The 19,142-nt window shown below is 70.3% G+C and carries 11 protein-coding genes; 3 read left to right on the top strand and 8 right to left on the bottom strand.

The features are described from left to right. The 6 genes from ACFV9W_RS16630 to eccB all read right to left on the bottom strand — a co-directional run bounded on the left by ACFV9W_RS16630 (position 1) and on the right by eccB (position 11,453). Positions 1-4,941, bottom strand: a complete 4,941-nt coding sequence (locus ACFV9W_RS16630) for a toxin glutamine deamidase domain-containing protein (RefSeq protein WP_385760955.1) — start codon at positions 4,939-4,941, stop codon at positions 1-3. 186 nt (positions 4,942-5,127) lie between these two features. Further along, complete coding sequence (locus tag ACFV9W_RS16625) at positions 5,128-6,498, bottom strand: S8 family serine peptidase (protein ID WP_385760952.1); 1,371 nt, start codon at positions 6,496-6,498, stop codon at positions 5,128-5,130. Positions 6,499-6,585: 87 nt separating this feature from the next. Further along, positions 6,586-8,154, bottom strand: coding sequence for a hypothetical protein (locus ACFV9W_RS16620; RefSeq protein ID WP_385760950.1), 1,569 nt, complete (start codon positions 8,152-8,154; stop codon positions 6,586-6,588). Positions 8,155-8,168: 14 nt separating this feature from the next. Then, on the bottom strand, positions 8,169-8,510 hold the full coding sequence (locus tag ACFV9W_RS16615) for a hypothetical protein (protein WP_385760947.1): 342 nt from the start codon (positions 8,508-8,510) through the stop codon (positions 8,169-8,171). 120 nt (positions 8,511-8,630) lie between these two features. After that, positions 8,631-9,881, bottom strand: a complete 1,251-nt coding sequence (gene mycP / locus ACFV9W_RS16610) for a type VII secretion-associated serine protease mycosin (RefSeq protein WP_385760944.1) — start codon at positions 9,879-9,881, stop codon at positions 8,631-8,633. A gap of 69 nt (positions 9,882-9,950) precedes the next feature. Next, on the bottom strand, positions 9,951-11,453 hold the full coding sequence (gene eccB, locus ACFV9W_RS16605) for a type VII secretion protein EccB (RefSeq protein WP_385760941.1): 1,503 nt from the start codon (positions 11,451-11,453) through the stop codon (positions 9,951-9,953). 257 nt (positions 11,454-11,710) lie between these two features. On the opposite strand from eccB, the gene eccE reads away from it, so the two are divergent. The 3 genes from eccE to ACFV9W_RS16590 all read left to right on the top strand — a co-directional run bounded on the left by eccE (position 11,711) and on the right by ACFV9W_RS16590 (position 17,663). Continuing rightward, positions 11,711-13,114, top strand: a complete 1,404-nt coding sequence (eccE, locus tag ACFV9W_RS16600; protein ID WP_385760939.1) for a type VII secretion protein EccE — start codon at positions 11,711-11,713, stop codon at positions 13,112-13,114. Beyond that, positions 13,114-14,784, top strand: a complete 1,671-nt coding sequence (locus tag ACFV9W_RS16595) for a hypothetical protein (RefSeq protein ID WP_385760937.1) — start codon at positions 13,114-13,116, stop codon at positions 14,782-14,784. The genes eccE and ACFV9W_RS16595 overlap by 1 nt, the downstream gene beginning before the upstream one ends. Positions 14,785-15,047: 263 nt before the next feature. Further along, positions 15,048-17,663, top strand: a complete 2,616-nt coding sequence (locus tag ACFV9W_RS16590) for an AAA family ATPase (RefSeq protein WP_385760934.1) — start codon at positions 15,048-15,050, stop codon at positions 17,661-17,663. Positions 17,664-17,759: 96 nt separating this feature from the next. On the opposite strand, the gene ACFV9W_RS16585 is transcribed toward ACFV9W_RS16590, so the two are convergent. Both ACFV9W_RS16585 and ACFV9W_RS16580 read right to left on the bottom strand, forming a co-directional pair. Next, entirely contained in the window at positions 17,760-18,503 is a 744-nt protein-coding gene (locus ACFV9W_RS16585; protein WP_385760932.1) for a sporulation protein, read from the bottom strand. A gap of 149 nt (positions 18,504-18,652) precedes the next feature. Next, positions 18,653-19,012 (bottom strand): hypothetical protein, encoded by a 360-nt coding sequence (locus ACFV9W_RS16580; RefSeq protein ID WP_385760929.1) that lies wholly within the window; start codon positions 19,010-19,012, stop codon positions 18,653-18,655. Positions 19,013-19,142 lie beyond the last annotated feature (130 nt).

Genomic DNA, 19,142 nt, shown 5'->3' with positions numbered 1-19,142 from the left:
TCAGTCCACCGCCCCGTTCGCGCTCAGTAGATCACTTAGCAGCACCGCCCCGTTCTCGTAGGCGCTGTGACTCTGATCCTGCTTGAAATGGTCGACATTGTTCATGACATCGTCGATGTGGTCATTGAAAATTGCTTCGTCCGTGGCCGATACAGGATAGTCCACGCTGTGCATCGTCTGAACCTTGCCGATCGTGCGGTACATGTAGGCGGCGCAGTTCGGGCAAGGTGCGCGCTCCGTGTACACCTCGGTCACGCGTATCGACTGGCCTGGTTCGAGTTGTTGGTTCAGGTGCGCCAGATACTGAATGGCTGTGCGCTCCGAATGCTTGGCCTTGCTGGTGTGCGGTTGACCGGGAAGCGCCTTCATGGGGCCCGATGTGCCGTAACTTCGGGCCAGCACGACATATTCCTTGTTGTCGGAACTAGGGTCGAGCTTGAACTTGAAGGCAGCATAATTCGCTGTCTTTTCCCCACGGAATCTGTCGCCACCTTCGTGCCTGGCTGCCGCTGAGTCCGGAACAGCGTACTCCTTGAAGAAATCATCGTCCGCGCGGGCGTGCTCGACCATGCGGGACAAGTCGCTGTCGCTCCAGCCCTGTTCGGTCGACCCGATGCGCTGCTGCGCTTCGGGGCCGAACCGTGCGGGCACCTTGTCCGGAGGGTCGTGCAGAAAGCCGTCCTCCGCTGGATCGCGATGCGGGTGATCCTCGGGTGCCCCGGTGGGTTCTGCCGCGGCGGGGCGTTCACCGTCCGGGTCAGGAGGCGGCGCCGTTGACGTATGGGGTGTGGAGTCGTCCGGTTGTGGGTGGAGCGGCTGACGGTCGGGCCCGAGCGGGATGTAGAACATGTCCCCGGCACCCTGTGTGTTGATCGGGGTTTCGCTAGCCTCTTTGGACTGAGTGTCCACCCAGATGATGCGTCCATGATAGTTGACCGCGTTGTACGCGTGCCCGCCTCCGTGGTCCCAATTGACTTGCACCACCGCGGCAGAACCATGACCAGCACGAAGCAGGTCGTCTGCGATGCGGTCGTAAGAGGTCGGTGGAGTACCGGCGTACGTGTGCGGTGCCCCGGCCCACTCGGCGATGTTCTGGTTGGCCCGGTCTTCGGGGGAGTACAGATCCAGCGTGCCATCCGGCCGCACATCGACTGTCCGAGCGGCGGCCACCTGCGGGTTTCCGTACCAGGTCTCCAGAAAAGCGCGTGTGTTGTCAGGGCAGTTGTTGCTCCTGCCCGGGACGTCCATGCCGCCGTCGTTCAGCACATCCAGCCACGGCAGCGTGGGGTCGGGGTGGCGTTGTGGTGTGCCATCGGGGTCCCGGGGCACGGCCTGCTCCAGCGCCCGCTGATCCGCAGGATCGCGATCTTGAAGGCCACCTGGTGAGTGCCGCAGCCCGTCGTGAATCTGCGTCAGGTCTGTGCCTGCATGGAGAGTCGGGCCCCCGGTGCTGCTTGTAGAGGCCGACGCGTCGTCGGCCCTGCTTTCGGACGGAGTTGCGCTGCTGTGCGAGGTGGTCATCTCGTCGCGCGAGGAACGTTCCGTCGCGGGGACGCCGGTGTCGTCGGCGCCCGCGTCCAGAGGAGGCGTCGGTGTGGACTCGGAAGACGACCGAGGCGTCGAGGTGGTGTCGTCAAGTGAGGAAGTGAGCGGTGTACTGCGGGCGGGTGCCGATCGGGGAGTGGAGGCCGGCTCTTGCTTTGCTCGACGTGGCGAGGATCCAGAGACGTTGGAGTGAGTGTCGGCGGGGACGGCTGCATGCTGAGGAGCGGAGCCGTACCCGGAGTGATCGCCGTTGCCTGAGGTGGTCTCTTCATCGGCGGATGAGGAGGTGTTGGGGGAGTTGGACGAGTCAGTTGCGTCCGATGCCTCGGGTTCCGTGTCTTGCTTCTTCTCCCATGGGGCGTCCATGGTCTGGCCGTTGGGGTCGAAGGGGACGTAGCGGACGCCGGCGGCGCCGGTGTGGATGGGGTTGGGGCTGACCTCGCCGGTCTGGTGGTCGACCCAGATGATCTGGCCGTTGTGGTTGTAGACGTTGAAGGCGTGTCCGCCGCCGCCCGGCCACTGCACGCCCACCACGGCCGCCGAGCCGGGACCCGCCTCCTGGAGGTGGTGGGCGATGCGGCCGTACGGGTTGGGGTGGTCCGCGCCGGCCCAGATCTGGGGGCGGCCCGCCCAGGCGTCGAGGTTGTTGTACGAGTCGCGCTCGGGCGACATCGTGTCGAGCGAGCCGTCCTGGTTCTTGTCCGGGGTGCGGGGGGCGGAGACCTGGGGGTCACCGAACCAGGTGGACAGGCCTGCACGGGCGTTGTCGAGGCAGTTGTTGGAACGGCCCGGCTGCGAGAGTCCGCCGTCGTTCTGGAGTTGAGCCCACTCGCCGTTGGGGTCGGGGTGGCGCTGGGGCGTGCCGTCCTCGTTGCGAGGGACGGCATTGGCCAGGGCCTGCTGGTGCGCGGGGTCCGGCGTCAGCAGGCCGTACGGGGCGTGGTTGAGGCTGTCGCGGATCTGCCGGAGGCTCTGGCCCTGCGACAGCGGCGCCGGCTGTTCTTGCTTCGGCGGGGTGCTGTCGGGGGAGTTCTGCGCGGGGTGGCCGTTCGAACTGGGGTGCTGGGCGCTGGGGTTGTTGTTCGGGGTCTGAATCGGGACCTGGACCGGCACCTGGTTCGCAGGCTGGTTCGGCGTCTGGCCCGGAACCTGATTCGTAGGTTGATTCGGCGCCGAGCTCGGCGTCTGGCTTGGAGCCTGGTTCGACGGCTGGTTCGGGGTCGGCGTGGAGGACAGGCTGGGCTGGTTCGGGGTGTTGGGGTTGGAGTTGGTGGTGCCGGGCCTGTTGTTGGTGGGGGTGTTGGGGTGGCGCGTCGAGGGGGATGTCGGCTCGGTGTGGGTCGGTGTGGAGGTGGGGGTTCTGCGTTGGGGGGTCTCGGTACGGGGTGTGTCCGTACGGGGGTTCGTCGTGGGGTCGGGCTGGCGTGATGGGCCCTGGGCCGGCGTGGTGGGGGTGTTCGTGATCGGGCCCGGGGCCGCGGTCGGTGCGACGTTCGGCGTCTGGTTCGGGGTCGGCGTTGTGGAGTTTTGGTCACCGGTCGGCGTGGGGTTCGCCGTGGGTGAGGGGCGGGTCGGGGTGTGGGCCTCGGTGGCCGTGGCGCTTTGGGAGTGGAACGTGGGGCTGGACGACGTACGCGAGGGCGAGTCGGAGCCCGTGTGGGCGCCCGCACCCGCGCCGGGTATGGAGCCCGGCGTCGTCGAAGTGGAGGTGGGCGTGGATGACGAGGTGTCGGTGGGCGTGGGGGTGCCCGCCGGCATCGCCGTCGCCGTGGGTTGTTGGACCTGGGTACGTGGGTCCGTCGCGGTGGACAGATCGTTGCCGCGGTCTGGCGAAGGGGTCTGTACGGCAGAATTGGTGGACTCCTGTACCGGGGCGGCACTCTCCGACGCCGTGTTGATGACCTGGGACGGATCGGGCTGCCCGACGGGCGGCGCCGTGTCGGGCGTGGAGGTCGGCGCGGGCGACGGCGTGGTCACGTCCGCCTCCACGCGCGCGTGTGGCACCGCGGAGGACGGGGCCGACTGCGCCGCGGGCGCGGGCGTCTCACTGCTGCCGTTGCGCTGCGCGTCCGTACCCGTCGATACGTCCGGTGTTCCGGACGACGGTGCGGCGTCCGGCGTGCTCGACGGGCTCGCGGCGGATCCGGACGCGGACTGCTGCTCGTTGTAGCCCGCGTCGAACGGGGTCAGCGGCCGATCGGACGACGGCGTTGGGGCAGGGGCCGGTGTCGGGGAGGACGTCGATCCGGAGTCACCGTTCGAGCCGGCCTGCGTACCAACACCCGTGCTGCCATTGCTTGTTGAGCCCGAGCCGCCGGTGTCTCCGGTACCTCCGGAAGTCGAGGAACCGGCCGTCGCACGTCCCCCGTCACCGCCGGACCCGGAAGACCCCGAACCGGCGCCACCACCACTCGTATCCGCCCCGGCTCCGGAACCGGCCCCAGAACCACCGGAACCGGAACCGGACCCGGAACCACCGGATGCCGTCCCACCAGAACCAGCCCCCGCCCCGGCCCCCGATCCGGAACCAGAACTACCCCCGGCCCCGGCCCCGGACCCGGACCCGGACCCGGCACCAGAACCAGCCCCAGAACCGGAGCCTGTACCGGCCCCCGCACCGGCATCCGCCCCCGCATCCGACGACGACCCATTCCCCGCCGCACTGTCCAACCCGCCCCGCGCATGCGACCCGGCCCGGCTCCCGGCCCCGTCCCGCAGCGACTCACCCAGCGTCTGGCCGAAGTTGTCGAAGCCGTCCTTGACGGCCGTCTTGCCCGCATCCGCCGTGCGGCCCAGGTTGTAGCCGTCCTGCGCGCCGAAGTTCTGGTTCACCGTCTGCGCGACGAGGTCCTTGCTCATCTCCTCCAGCGCGGACACGAACGGCTCCTTGACCGCCTCCAGCGCCGCCTCCAACAGCGCCTGCGCGGCCTCCTTCAAAATCTTGCGCACCGCGATCCGGGTCACCTGCGTCATCGCCGCCGACGCCGCCGCCGAGATCCCGAACGTGACCACCGCCGTCGCCGCCGCCACCGCGATCTGGACCGCCAGCACGATCAACTGAATGATCACCGCGATCTTCATCCCGATGATCAGCATCGCCGCGACATCGAAGACCGACGCGATCACCTCGGCCGCCTGCCGGGCATCGTCCAGATACCCCGAACCGCCGGAGAACTTGTCCCACTTCTCGACGAACGCGTCGATCGACTCGCCGTAATTGTCCGACGTCACATTCCCGGCCGACCGCATCGCGTCCGACTGGATGTCCCCGACCTGCGCCCCGAACTCCCGCCACGTCTGCGCGGCCTGCATCATGTGGTCCTCATTGGCCGTCGGCCAATCGAAACCCAACATCTCCAGCAGCCAGGCCAACTCGTCCGGCAGCATCATCGCCATGGCGGCATCTCCCCCGTGTCGCCGTACATCCGAAGGACCCCGTGTGCCTCAACAGACGTAAATTTGCGGCGAGTTTACCAATACACTCGAACAACAGGACTGCCACGGCACGCAGTTCACATCACTACAGAACGCACGAGACCCGTGACCGGGTGAGCGGTCACGGGTCTCGTCTCGTGGTCTTGCCTACTGGCGCGGAGGACCCCACTGCGGGGGCTGCTGCTGGCCGTAGGGGCCGGGCTGCTGCGGCTGGGACGGGTAGCCGCCCTGGTGGTAGGCGGGCGGGGGCATGGTGCCGGGGGCGCCCGGGCCGCCGCGGTTGTTCTTGTTGCGGGAGACGATGATGATCACGACGACCACCACGATGACGACGAGTGCGGCGATGCCGATGCCAACGTAGAGGAGCATGTTGGAGCTGTCGTCACCCGACGAGTCGGAGGCGTTGCCGGTGGCGGGGGAGGCGGACGCACCGGCCGTGTCACCCGAAGCCTTGGGCAGGGACGACAAGTCCCACGGGCCGTTGGCGCCGCCCTTGGGGATGTTGGCGGTGAGGGCCTTGAGCGGGCTCAGGTCGCCGTAGCCTACGTACGAGTCCGGCAGCTTCGACTTGTCGACGCCCTTGGCGATGTAGGTGGACTTGATGACACGGTTGACCAGTTGGCCGGGGGTGTAGTCCGGGTACTTCTGCTTGAGGAGGGCGAAGGTTCCGGAGGCAACCGCGGACGACATCGAGGTGCCGTCGGTGGTGAGGTAGTCGCCCTTGTGGCTGTTGCCGTCGGCGTCGTCGAAGTCGCCGTTGGACGTGGCGACGGTCATGTCCTTGCCCGGGGCGGTGAACATCAGCTGCTTGGAGTAGTTCGAGCCACCGTTGTCATCGTCCCAGCGGCTGCCGTCCTGAGTGGAGCCCCCCACCTGGGCGATACCAGGGGTGGAGCCGATGCCGCTGTTGTTCTCGACGCCGTCGTTACCGGATGCCTGGACCAGCACGACATCGTGGGCGATCGCGTAGGCGATCGCATCCTTCGTGGCCGCGCCCGCATAGTCGTTGGACAGGGACATGTTGATGACATCAGCACCCTGATCCACCGCGTAGCGGATCGCTTCGCCGACCGTGCACGCGACCGGCCTGGCTTCACCAATGGTCCCGCCATCCGTCTTGTAGATGTCGACGGGGAGGATCTTCGCGTCCGGGGCCATTCCCAGCATGCCCTGGCTGTTGCCGGCTCCGTGTCCGTGGCCGGCGATCAGTGAGGCCATTCCGGTGCCGTGGTCGTCGTCGACTTCCCGATTGGCGGGCTGCCCGTCCGAGCAGCGCTTACCGGCGAGCACGCTGCCGGTCAGGTCGGGGTGCTCGCCGTCCACACCGGCGTCGAGGACGGCGACGGTGACGCCCTTGCCTGTGGCGACCTTGTGGACGGCGTCGATGTCGAACGCCTTGTTCTGCCACTGGGCGTTCCTGGTCGCGTCCGCAGATGCGGCCGATGCGGTGCCGAGCACCAGGGCTCCCACCATGGCCGCGCCGCCGATCGCGCGTAGCGTCCTGTGCGCGAAGCGCATGCTCTGACACCTTTCGTGGTGAATTCCGTGCTGATGTGCGTGGGGCCCACGACCGGAGTGGTCGTGGGCCCCACGAACGGTATCTGGTTACTCGATGACGGGCGGATTCGCCTTGCGCTGCTTCGGCGCCCAGGTGGTCTCGTCCTCGACGAGGTAGTCCGGACGACGACTGTTGTTGCCCTCGCGTTCACGGCCCGTGCCGCGGCCGGCCGCTCCGGCCCCGGCGGGACCGAAACCGGAACGGCCGTTCTGGCCCCGGGATCCGGCACCGGATCCCGTGCCGCCCGTACCGACGCCGCGGTTGCGCAGGCCCGTACCGCCGGGGGTGAACGCCCCGCCGGATTTGCCCTTGGCGCCGCCGACCATTCCGCCCTTCGTGCGGGCCGCCGCACCGGTCCTGCCCGCGGCGCCCGCGCCACGTCCGGCCGCGCCGCCGGCTCCGGCGCCACCGCCCATGCCGCCCATCATTCCGCGACCTGCGCCGGCACCGGTGCCCCGGCCAGCGGCGCCCGCGCCACGGCCTGCGGCACCACCTGCTCCGGCGCCACGGGCCAGACCGGCCGCGCCGCCCGCCATGCCACCGGCGATACCACCGGCCATGCCGCCGCCGAGACCGGCTCCCGCGCCACCGGCTCCGGTTCCGGCACCGCCGCCGAGGCCACCGCCCGCGCCGAGGCCGGCTCCCGATCCGGCGCCGCCGCCGAGACCGGGACCGGCGCTGTCCAGACCTGTTCCGATCTGGGACGCGTCCGGGAGCCCGGCGCCGGAGGCGGTCGGTGGCTTCAGGCCGTCCGAGCGGAAGCCGGGGATGCCCTGGCCCGCGCCGCCGCCACCGATGCCGGCGCCGCCGCTGATCCCCGGGTTCGCGCCACCGGCGCCTGGCACGTTCATGTCACCGCCGCCACCCGGGTTGTCAACCTTGGGCGGCTTGAACGTCTCGCCGGGGCCGGCGTTCTTGAGTGAAGAGGCGTTCGACTTGTAGGTCGACCCCAACGACTCCATGTGCATGGCAGCCTGGAGCGCCGCCTGCTGCTTGGCGCCCATCTTGTCGCCCCATCGATCCAAGACGTTCTTGGACGAAATGCCACTGGCCAAGTCCGCCTGGATGCTGCCCTCGGAGCTTCTGACCCGCTGGTACAGCTGATAGTCGGCGTAGAGGGCAGAGGCGGGGTGGGCGATCATCTTGGCGTAGTCCGTGGCGGTCATGTTGGTGAACATGTCCGTCGCGGTGTCCCACGCCTCGTCCCACCAGCTGACGTCGATGCTCTGGATCTGGTCCTGGATCTGGTAGAGCTGATCCGCGGAGTGGTCCATCGCGTCACCCGCCAGCTTGGCGAAGTTGCCGCCCGTTGCCATCTCCTGGCTGATCTTGCCGGCCTCTTCCATGAACTTGTCCGCGGAGGAGCCCTTCCACTTCTCCAGGACCTTCTTCACGGCGTCGTCGAACTGCTTCTTGAGGCCGCCGCTGCCGTCCGAACCCACAAGGTGCTCGTGGACCTCGGTCCAGTTCTGCGCGACCTCCTTGACGGTCTGCGGCTTGGCGTCCGCGACCATCTGCTTCAGCTTGTCGAGGTCGTTCATGTTGAACGGGGTGTCCCACTTCTCGCCCTGACCGCCGCCGCTCGCTCCGCCGCCGTCCTGTGCCGCGTTCACCATCTCCTCGTCCCCCTTCAGGAGTTGCGGTCGGCGACGCCGGAGCCGCCGGTTTCCTTGACGGCGTTCTCCGCTTCGGCGTCCTGATATACGCCGCGGGCCTTGTCCGCCTTCTTGCCGAACTTGTCGACGAGCTTCTCGATCTTGGCGATCATGTCGACTTCGATCTTCTGCTTCATCTCACCGTGCGCGTCGTACAGCTCCTGCGCCTCGGTGAAGCCGCTCCCCAGTGACCCGTTCGGCAGGTACGTCCCGTATTTCGCCTTGTCCTTCGGCCCGCTCATATCGCTGAGGACCTGATTCAGCTCCTTGACCACCTGGTCAAGGGCGTCAAGATCGACCTCGTAACCATCAGCCATCGCAGGCCGCCTTCCCCGTTCTCCCCGAAATGCTGTTGTGTCGCGCGTAGTTCAGTACGCGGGCAGCTTCTCCAGGATCGCTCCCCGCACACTGAACTCACAAGTCGAGCACAGTTTCCCTCACAGAACGTCCTCGCCCCGCCGCCGCAACCAGTCCCGCCGCGCCATCGCCCCCGCCGCGATCACCGCGAGGCCGATGCCGCCGCCGATCACCAGGTACGTGCCGTAGCGGGAATTGCGCTCCGCCGGGGTTTCGCCCAGGGTCAGTTGGGCGGCGGTGATCTTTTCGCCGGTGCCGGGGCCCGCGGCCGTGGAGCCCTGCAGGTCCTCGTTGGTGATCTGCTGGGTCGGCGGGGTCTCGTCCTTGATGGCCGCCACGGGGTCGATGACGCCCCAGCCGATGTTGTTGTCGCGGTACGCGTGCGAGCGCGACGCGGTGTCCTCGAGGTGCCAGATGATCTGCTCGGGCGTCCACTTGGGGTGCTTCTGCCTGAGCAGGGCGGCCACCCCGGCCGCGTACGGAGCAGCGAACGACGTTCCCTGGTCGACGCACTGGCCGCCCTGGGGGACCGTCGAGACCATGTCGACGCCGGGTGCCGCGATGTCCACGTGCTCGTTCGGCGTGGAGAACGGGGCGCGTTCGTTGTTCCGGTCGGAGGCGGCGACGGACAGGATGTTCGGGTTCTTCAGGGCCGCCGGGTAGGTGTTGGTGGGCTTGCCGGACGCGCCGCTGTTGCCCGCGGAGGCGACGATGAGGACGCCGTTGGCCTCGGCGTTGTTCACCGCGGCCTGCAGGGGGCCGAGCTTGGACACGTTCGCCGTCGTGCCCTGCGAGATGTTGATGATCTTGGCGTCGGCCGATACGGCGGCGTTGATGGCGTCGATCATCGTCGCCAGGTTGCCCCCCTCCTCCGCCGTACTCGTCTGGAGGGGCAGGATCTTGGCGTTCGGGGCCAGGCCGTGGAAGCCCGAGCCGGTGATCGGGGAGGCCGCGATGATGCCGGCCACCTTCGTGCCGTGGCCGACCCCGTCGGTCGTCGGCTTGCCCTTGCCCTTCGCGAACGACTTGCCGCCGAGGACTTTCCCCGCCAGCTGCGGGTTCTTGTTGTCGACGCCCGTGTCGATGACGGCCACGGTCTCGCCGTCACCCTTGAGCTTCTTGCCCTCCCACAGCTGCTCGGGGATGACGCGCTGCAGTGACCACGGCGTGCCCTTGATGACGTTGCCGCCGAACTGGCAGTCCGTGGACGCCAGTTGGGTGCCGTCGTCCGCGACGGCGGGCGTCGCGGTCAGGCAGGCGAGTACGGTCGTCGCCGCGAGCGCCGCGGCCGTGCGTCGAGCGGCGACGATGGGTGCCATGGTGGGTGCCACGGTCTCTGTTCCCCCTATGAGTTCTGACTATGAGTTCTGAGCCGGCGATGCGGCGTCAGGAGTTCCGCGTCAGGAGTTCTGCGTCTGCTCGGCGGCCTTGGTGGTCAGGTCGGGCCCGGACGGCAGCAGCCTGGACCACTGGGCGGGGACCGAGACCTTGCGCGTCTTCTCGTAGCCGAGGCGGATCTGCGCCCTGCCGACCTCTTCCTTCTCCGAACCCGACCCGTCCTTGCCGGAGTCGTTGTTGACGGGAAGGTAGTAGCGCAGACCGGTGTCGGTGACCAGGTAGTTGAAGCCGCTGGCGGACTGGCCCTCCTTCTCCTGGTAGAGCAGGCCGCTGCCCGGGCTCACGTAGGAGGAGGCGCTCGACGCGACCGAGGTGATGGGCAGGGAGGCGCCGGCCCAGGTGCTCAGGTTGGTCGACTTGCCGCCGTTGTAGACGGAGCAGGAGGTGTCGTTCGAGCCGCCGTTGGCGAGCGAGACGGCCTGGGTGGGCCAGGTGTCGGCGCCCTGCATGGACGCGCCGCGGTCCACCGAGAGCTCGGGCTCCTGGATCGTCTTCGGGGTGGAGTCGCTGAGCGTCTCCCGGAGCAGCTTCGCCTGGAAGCCGGAGACGGGGACGACCTTGTCCTGCTCGACGAGGTAGTGGTCGCCGCCGTTGGTCTTCAGGAGCGTGCCGGTGGTGCGGAACTTGGGCGGAACGCCTTCCGCGCTGGAGGCTCCGCCGTCACCCGGCACGAACGGCAGCTTGATCGGCTGGGGGCTCGGGTTGAGCGTGGCCAGCCAGTCGTCGGTGACGGTGCGCGGCTGGGCGCTGTTGCCGAACAGGGTGCGCACGAGCGAGTCGAGGCTGCCGCCCTGGCCGGCCTGGAGCTTGTACGCCACGCCGCGGCTGCTCACCAGGTACGGCGTCCTGGCCTCGTCCTGGACGTACAGGGCCTTGCCGGAGTCCAGCTTGCCGGAGCCCTTCGCCGAGACCTTCTTCGCGTCGTCCTTGTCGAGGACGAACACGGTCTGCTGCGTGGACGTGGACATGGCGTCGGCACCGCCGATCGCCTGCTGGCACAGCGCCCACACCTTGTCCGTGCCCGCGTCCTTGTCGTTGGGCATTCGGTCGGGGGCGTACGGAATTCCGACCATCGAACCCTGGGCGATATTCGATTCGTCGAGGAACTTCTCCTTGACGGTCTTCACGGAACCCTCACCGCTGTTTTTCGGGTTCAACAGAAGCTTCGCGGACGCGAGGTTGAGAACGGGATGCAGGACAGGCTTGTCCTTGCCGTTCTTATCCTTCTTGTCCGACTTGAGTACGACGTACCGCGTCGCCGACGGATCCGTGACGATGATCCCGGCCTCGGGCGTGTCCCAACCCTTGGGCGCCACCGGGCTGATCATGCCGCAGGCGCCGAAGCCCGCCAGCACCACCACGGCCATGACGATGCCCGGGACCGCGTGCTTGAGCGGCCGCGGGGCGCTGTCCACCGATCCATTGGGGAGTGGTTTGAGAAAAGCGGCAACGGTCCGCTTGCGTGCGAAATTGTAGGCATTCAGCTCATCACGACGTGATGCCATCGTTACGTTTTCTCCCCGTCCTCGCTGGACCGTGCTGGACTATTGCTGCGGGTCCACTTCTCGACCACCCCCGGCGCATGCGCCGCACGGGCCTCTACTATGCCGTGTGGTGATCGGGCCGTAGCGTACGGGTACGGTTTTTCCACGCGCCAGCCGACGTTGGGTCCCGATGGCCCGGGGCGGTCCGATAACGACCGATTCAACCCAGCCGGCCATCACGATTCATCACAGCAGCGAGCGAAGGAGCAGGGCGGGGGATGTCCAGCGCCAGCAGGACCCGACAGCGCGGCAATCAGGGGCGACCGGCCCCGAACGGGCGCCGCGGAGGGGGCCGTTCCGGCGGCCGCCCCACCGGGCGACCGGGCGGGCAGGGCGGACGCGGTGGGCGCGGTAGCCGTACCGCGCAGCCCGCTCCGCCGCCGCAGCAGCAGGCCGCAGGTCCGGCGAGGCCGAAGCTGCCTCGCAAGATCGGCAGCTTCGGGCCGATCAGCACGCACCACTTGGTGATCATCGAGATCGCGCTCGCGCTCGTCGTGGCGGCCGCCGCGATCAAGGCCGTGCTGATCCTGCCCGCCGCCGTCGTCGGCGGGCTGCTCGTCTTCCTGCAGCTCGGCCGGCGCCGCCGCCACCCGCTGCCCGAGTGGATGGCGATCGGCCGCGCCCTCAAGCGCCGCCGCCGCGCCTTCAACGGGCCGCCGCCCGCCGACATCGACAGCGGATTCGCGCCGCTGCTCGAAGCCGACCCGAGCCTGCGCACGTACGAGTACGAGGCCCGGGACCGGCGGCTCGTCGGATTCGTCGGCGACGGCTCGTTCCTGACGGCACTCGTTCAGGTGGACTCCGCGCCCGGCCCGCTGCGCCCGCAGGGTGACGCGCGGCCGCTGCCCGTCGAGCTGCTCGCCGATGCCCTGGACGTCGAGGACATTCACCTCGAATCGGTGCAGTTGGTGCAGTACACCCAGCCCGCGCCCGCCCCGCACCTGCCGCCGCAGGCCCTCGCCGCGCAGGCGTACGCCGCGCTCCAGGCGCAGGCCGGCACCCCCGCGGTCCGGATGACGTGGGTGGCGCTCAAGCTCGACCCCGAGCTGTGCCCGGAGGCCGTCGAGGCCCGCGGCGGCGACCTGCGCGGCGCCCAGCGCGCCCTGCTGCGCGCCGCCGACCAGCTGATCAGCCGGCTCAACGGCCAGGGCTTCGTCGCCGAGGTCCTCGACGAGAACGCCGTGCTCTCCGCGCTCTCCGTCGCGACCTGCGTCAACCCGCGCGCCAACCTCAACGCCCAGTCCCAGCAGGGCCGTTCGGGGCCGCGCACCGAGGAGAGCGTGCGCGCCTGGCGGTGCGACGACCGCTGGCACGCCTCGTACTGGATCGGGACCTGGCCGCAGCTCGGCCGCGGTGGCACGCCGCTCGGCGCGCTCGCGTCCGGCCTGTCCACGACCCGTACGCTCGCCACGACGTTCAGCGTCGCCCTCGCGCGTGCGGGCCGCGAGGACGTCGCGGTCAGCGGGCATGTGCGCCTCTCGGCGCGGAGCGAGAACGAACTCGGTCAGGCCAAGCGCGAACTCGAGCGCGCCGCCTCCGGCCTCAAGGCCGGCCTCGTCCGTCTCGACCGGGAACAGCTGCCCGGCCTCCTCGCCACCCTTCCCCTCGGAGGCACGCGCTGATGAGCACCCCCGGCAACCAGGACCCCCGCCAGCAGATGACGCCCGAGCAGCACGCAGAGCAGGAGCGCCGCGCCGCGGAGGCGGCGGAGCGGCGCAGGCAGTGGGAGGCGCAGCAGGCCGCCGCCCAGCAGCAGGGCGGTTACGGCTACCCGCAGCAGGAACAGCAACAGCAGGCGCAGCAGCAGCAGTTGACGCCCGAGCAGCATGCCGAGCAGCAGCGGGCCGCGGAGGCGGCGGAGCGGCGCAGGCAGTGGGAGGCGCAGCAGGCCGCCGCCCAGCAGCCGGACGGCTACGGCTACCCGCAGCAACAGCAGCCGACTCCCGAGGCGGGCGGCTACGGCTACCCGCAGCAGCAACAGCAGCCGACTCCCGAGGCGGGCGGCTACGGGTACCCGCAGCAACAGCCCACCCCTGAAGCAGGCGGCTACGGCTACCCGCAGCAGCAGCAACAGCAGCCCACCCCCGAGCAGGTGGCGCAGCAGCAGGCCGCCCAGCAGCAGGCTGCCGCCCAGCAGGCCGCCGCGGAACAGGCCGCCCAGCAGCAGGCCGCGGCACAGCAACAGGCCGCCGCGCAGCAGCAGGCCGCCGCGGCCCAGCACGCCGCGGAACAGCAGCAGTTGCGCGCCCGCTACCAGGAGGAGCAGCGCCGCGCGGAGGAGGCCGAGGCCCGCCGCCGCGAGTGGGAGGACCAGCAGCGCCAGCAGCAGATGGCGCAACAGCAACAGCTCGCGGCTCAGCAGCAGGCGGCCGCCCAGCAGCAGTACGCGCAGCACCCGGACCAGCAGCCGCAGGACCCGTCCCAGGGCGTCGTCGGCGGCATCGCCCAGGTGCCGCAGCAGGCGGCCCCCGCCACCGGCACCACCATGACGTACGCGCCCGCGCCGGAGGTCGGCTCCGGCCGGCCCACGCACCGGGCGCTCCCCGAGGACCCCGCGCACGAGGACGACTTCGCGGAGTTCGAGGAGGAGTTCACCAGCCCCGGCTACGGGCTGCGCGGCCCGCGCCGCCGCCGGCACGTCATGTCGAAGAAGTCGCTCGGCTCGCTCGGCGTGAGCGTCGGCGACGACGGCGTCGTCATCGGCGTCGACCCGCAGGGCAGCCCCGCCGTCCTCGACGTGCTGCGGCCGAAGCCCCGCGAGATCGTCGTCGTCGGCTCGATGTGGACCGCGCAGATCATCGCGCTGCGCACCGCGGCCATCGGCGCCCGCATCGCCGTCGAGTCCGTGCGGCCCGCCGCGTGGGCGCCGATGGCGCAGGCCGCGGGCGGCGGACTCCAGTGCGTCTCGGTCTACGAGCCGCGCCAGATGGCCGCGCAGGGCGCGTCGGTCGCCAGCCCCGTCCTCGTCGTACGGGACCTGGGCGCGCAGCCCGGCCGTTCCCAGATCGCGCCGACGCCCTGGCAGTCGACGCTCACCGTCGTCCCGTTCCTCGGCCCGCGCGCGCCGCGACTGCTCGCCCGCGCCGACGTCATCGGACTGCAGAACCTGTCCCCGCAGGAGGCCGAGGCCATCGGCCGCGTGCTGCGCCTTCCCGAGCAGCTCACCCAGACGCTGCCGACGCTCAGCGACGCGACGATGCTGTGGATCGCGGGCGACAAGCGTCAGTTCGTGATGGTCCAGCCGACGGAACCGGAGACCGGGCTGCTCGGCGGCCCGCGCCGGATGGACTGACGCCCGGCGGACAGGGCGTGGGGCCGGTGGCCCCGAAGAGGCGTGGGGTGGCCCCGTGGAGAGCGGGTACGCGACGTGTACCGACGGGTACGTGAGACGTACCGCCTTTACGGAGGCCGCCCCGAACCGTTTACGCTGTCCGGACGAACGGCTGAGACGCAAGTGACGCGGGGCCGCCGCGACGGTCGGGGGCGACGACGCGCGACCCACCAGGTCCCGCCGGAACCGGTCGTTCAGGTGCACAGCAGAGACCAGGAGGCACAGTGACCAGTGACCGGGACCAGCGGAACCCGGACCCCGGCGACGGTTCGATCGAGACGGAGCTGACGGGAGAGTTCCGGCTCGATTTCGACGCGCCGTCCTGGTACGCGCAGCCGAGCGAATCGAGTGCGACGCCGCCGTCCGGCACGCCCGCGACGCCTGCCTCCGGCACGGCAGGGGGCGCGACTGGTGCGACGCCTCCTCCGCCGCCGCCCGCGCCGGTTCCCTCTTCCGAGGGTTCCGCGCCGCCACCGGCCGCTCCTGGGTTCCCGACCTTCGGGGGTACGGGCGCGGGTGCGGCTCCGGCCGCGGGTGAGCCGGCACCGGCCGCACCGCCGGCCGCTCCCGCCGCTCCGCCCGCCGCCGATGCCGACCCCGCCGCGTCGAGCCGACGCTCCGGGACCGTCGACCCCACGGGTGATCTGTGGGGGGACGACGATGACGATGACGACGCCGAGGACGGTGTGGAAGCCGCGACGGCGACGTCCGAGCCCGCGACGTCCGGCGGTGCCGCAGAGGTGAACCAGGCGGCCGACGCGGCCGGTTCGGCCGTGCCCGGTGCTCCGGTGGCCGCGGAAGGTGCGGCTCCGGTCGCTCCGCAGGCGGCTCCCGGTCAGCCGGCGCCCGCCGCGCCGCAGCCGCCGACCGCTGACGGCTACGGCTATCCGCAGGCCGCGCCGCAGCAGCCGGCTCCTGGTCAGCCCGCTCCCGGTCAGCCGGCTCCTGGTCAGCCGGCTCCGGCCGCGCCGCAGCCGCCGACGGCCGATGGTTACGGCTATCCGCAGGCCGCGCCGCAGCAGCCCGCTCCTGGTCAGCCCGCTCCCGCCGCGCCGCAGCCGCCCGCCGCGGGTGGTTACGGCTATCCGCAGCCTCCCGCCCCGGGTTACGGCTACCCGCCGCAGCAGCAGCCGCAGCCCCCGGCGCAGCCGCAGCCGCAGGCTCAGCCCGCCCCCGGCCAGCCGGGTCAGCCGATGCCCCCGCAGCAGCCGGGACCGTACGGCCAGCCCGCTCCGCAACAGCCCGCGCCGCAGCAGCCGGGACCGTACGGCGCTCCGCAGCAGCCGGGTCCCTATGGGCAGCCCGCGCCGCAGCAGCCCGCTCCCGGTCAGCCGGCCCCCGCCGCGCCGCAGCCTCCTGCCGCGGGTGGTTACGGCTATCCGCAGCAGCCCGCTCCGGGTTACGGCTACCCGCCGCAGCAGCAGCCGCAGCCCCAGCCCGCTCCCGGCCAGGACCCGGCCGCCCAGGCGCCGCCCGCGCCGCAGGCCCCGTACGGTCAGCCGCCCCAGCAGGGCCAGCCCGCTCCGGGACAGCCGGCCCCCGGCCAGCCCGTACCCGGTCAGCAGGCCGCTCCCGGGGCCCCCGCCCCGAACGCGTATCCGCAGCCGGCCGTCGACCCGCGCGCGGGCTGGGACCCGGGTGCGGGCCAGCAGCGTTCGGCGCCCGGCGCGCCCCTCGGCTACAACGCGCAGGTCGAGCTCAGCTCGGACCGTCTCCTGCGCAACCAGCCGAAGCGGAAGAACAACAACAAGGGCCCCAGCAAGTTCAAGCTGGGCGCCAAGGCGGCCGAGGCCGAGCGGCAGCGCAAGCTCCAGATGATGCGCACGCCGGTCATGTCCTGCTACCGCATCGCCGTCATCAGCCTCAAGGGCGGCGTCGGCAAGACGACGACCACGATGTCGATCGGCGCGACCCTCGCCTCGGAGCGCCAGGACAAGATCCTGGCGATCGACGCCAACCCGGACGCCGGCACGCTCGGCCGCCGTGTGCGTCGCGAGACCGGCGCCACCATCCGCGACCTGGTGCAGAACATTCCGCACCTGCACTCGTACATGGACATCCGCCGGTTCACCTCGCAGGCCCCGTCCGGCCTGGAGATCATCGCCAACGACGTGGACCCGGCCGTCTCGACGTCCTTCAACGACGCCGACTACCGGTCCGCGCTCGACGTCCTGGGCAAGCAGTACCCGATCATCCTCACCGACTCGGGCACCGGTCTGCTCTATTCGGCGATGCGCGGAGTCCTGGACCTGGCCGACCAGTTGGTCATCATCTCGACCCCGTCGGTGGACGGTGCGAGCAGCGCCAGCACCACCCTCGACTGGCTGTCGGCGCACGGCTACGCGGACCTCGTCCAGCGCTCCCTCACGGTCATCTCCGGTGTCCGCGAGACCGGCAAGATGATCAAGGTGGACGACATCGTCAGCCACTTCGAGACGCGCTGCCGCGGCGTGGTCGTCGTCCCGTTCGACGAGCACCTGGCGGCGGGCGCCGAGGTCGACCTCGACATGATGCGCCCGAAGACGCGTGAGGCGTACTTCGAGATCGCGGCGCTGATCGCCGAGGACTTCGCGCAGCGCGCCGAGGCGCAGATGCAGGCGGGCGGCATGTACGGCGGCCAGCAGCCGGGGATGCCCCCGGCCGGTTTCCCGCCGCAGCAGCAGGGCTTCGGCCAGCAGCAGCCGCCGGCCCCGCAGCCGGGCCAGCAGGGTTACGGCTACCCGCAGCAGCAACAGCCGCCCCAGGCCCCGCAACAGCCGCAGCCGCAGCCGCAGCCGCCGCAGCAGCCGGGTGGCGGTGGCCTGCCGTCCGGCTGGACGCAGCAGCCGCCGCCGCAGTAGGCGACAGCAGTACGAGTACGAGGGTGGGGCCCCGTCCGACGCTGACGGGGCCCCACCCTCGTATGCGTTGCGCGCTGTGCGCTGGTTGTTACGCCTTCACCGCTGGAAGGTGGCCCGCAGGTGCTGGTCGAGCCAGGCGGTCCACGCCTGCACGTCGATGTTGCTGTACGAGAAGGGGTACGGGCCGTGCGGGCCGGTGATCAGGTCGAGCGAGTCGTGGCGCGCCACGAACACGGTCTCCAACTGCCCGCCAGGACGCCGGTAGTCGGCGGGGAACCACATCTCGATCTCCTGCCAGTAATCGGTCTGCGAGTTCCCGCCGCCGCTCGGGGTCCCCTTCTTCACCTCCGCCTCGTCGAAGCGGAAGCCGAGGTTGGCGTAGGCCTGCAGCAGCGCGTCCTGCGCCGGCAGCGCGTGCACCTGGATCTCGTCGAAGTCACCGCGGTCCACGGCGTTGTCGACGCTCAGCTCGGTGCGTACCGCGACCCGCGCCCCCTTGAGCGGCCGCCCGCCCAGGACGTGCGTCAACGGGGTCTCCCACGGCACGTCGAACGTGACCTGCCCGTCCTTCGTCTCCCCGGCCTTCAGCTCGAACTTCTCGCCGAGCACGAGGGACGTGACGACACCCGGGTTGCTCCACTGGGTCTCGGTCTCCTCCCGGTCCTCGAACCGGGTGACGATCTCGATCCGGACCCGCTCGACCTCGATGTCCACGGAGCCGCCCTGCAGTTGCACATTGCAGTGCAACTGATCACCGGGCCGCACGGCGCTCGCGCTGAGCGTGGTCTCGACCTCGGGCGCACCGACACCGAGCGAACTGAGGAACTTCCGAAAAGCCACGAATACCCACTCCCCGGGCCGCCGGCACCACCACCCGGACCATCCAGGCACCCGCCCCGACCCGCCGCGGGAACCCTAACGCGACGGTGCGGGCCAGTACTTGGGGCAGGGAGAATCCGTGCGGCCGAAGGCGCGTCCGTTCGCCGTCGCTACCAGAGCACGATCCGGAAGACGATCGACCCCAGAAGGCCGAGCCCGCCGATGACCCACAGCCACTCCTCCGTCGCCTTCACGGGCCTCGGCAGCGACTGCTCCGCCTCGCGGCGGCTCGGGCCGACTCCCTTCTTGGGGAAGGAGCCGGCGACCGCGCACGTCAGGCCGTAGCCGAGAACCATCAGGAAGAAGAAGCCGGCGCACAGGTTGTTGGCGACGGACAGCAGGCTGGTGACGGAGAGCTCGCCGTCGCTCGCCCGGTTGACCTCGAGGTCGGACGCCTTCTCCCGGACGACCCGGTTGATCGCGTCGGCGTCGGCCTTGCCCGACAGGGAGATCTCCGCGGACCGGTCCACGGTGCCGCCGTCCGAGGAGCGGAAGCTCCCGGTGCACTTAGACGCTATTTCAGTTGGTGAGATCTTGCGGCAGTCTGGGGTGATGACTGCCGCGCTTGTCGAACGGTTGGCGCCGGAAGATTTATGGACC

This window comes from Streptomyces sp. NPDC059897 (assembly GCF_042730865.1).
Classification (GTDB): domain Bacteria; phylum Actinomycetota; class Actinomycetes; order Streptomycetales; family Streptomycetaceae; genus Streptomyces.
This window is presented reverse-complemented; position numbering and strand designations above follow the sequence as displayed.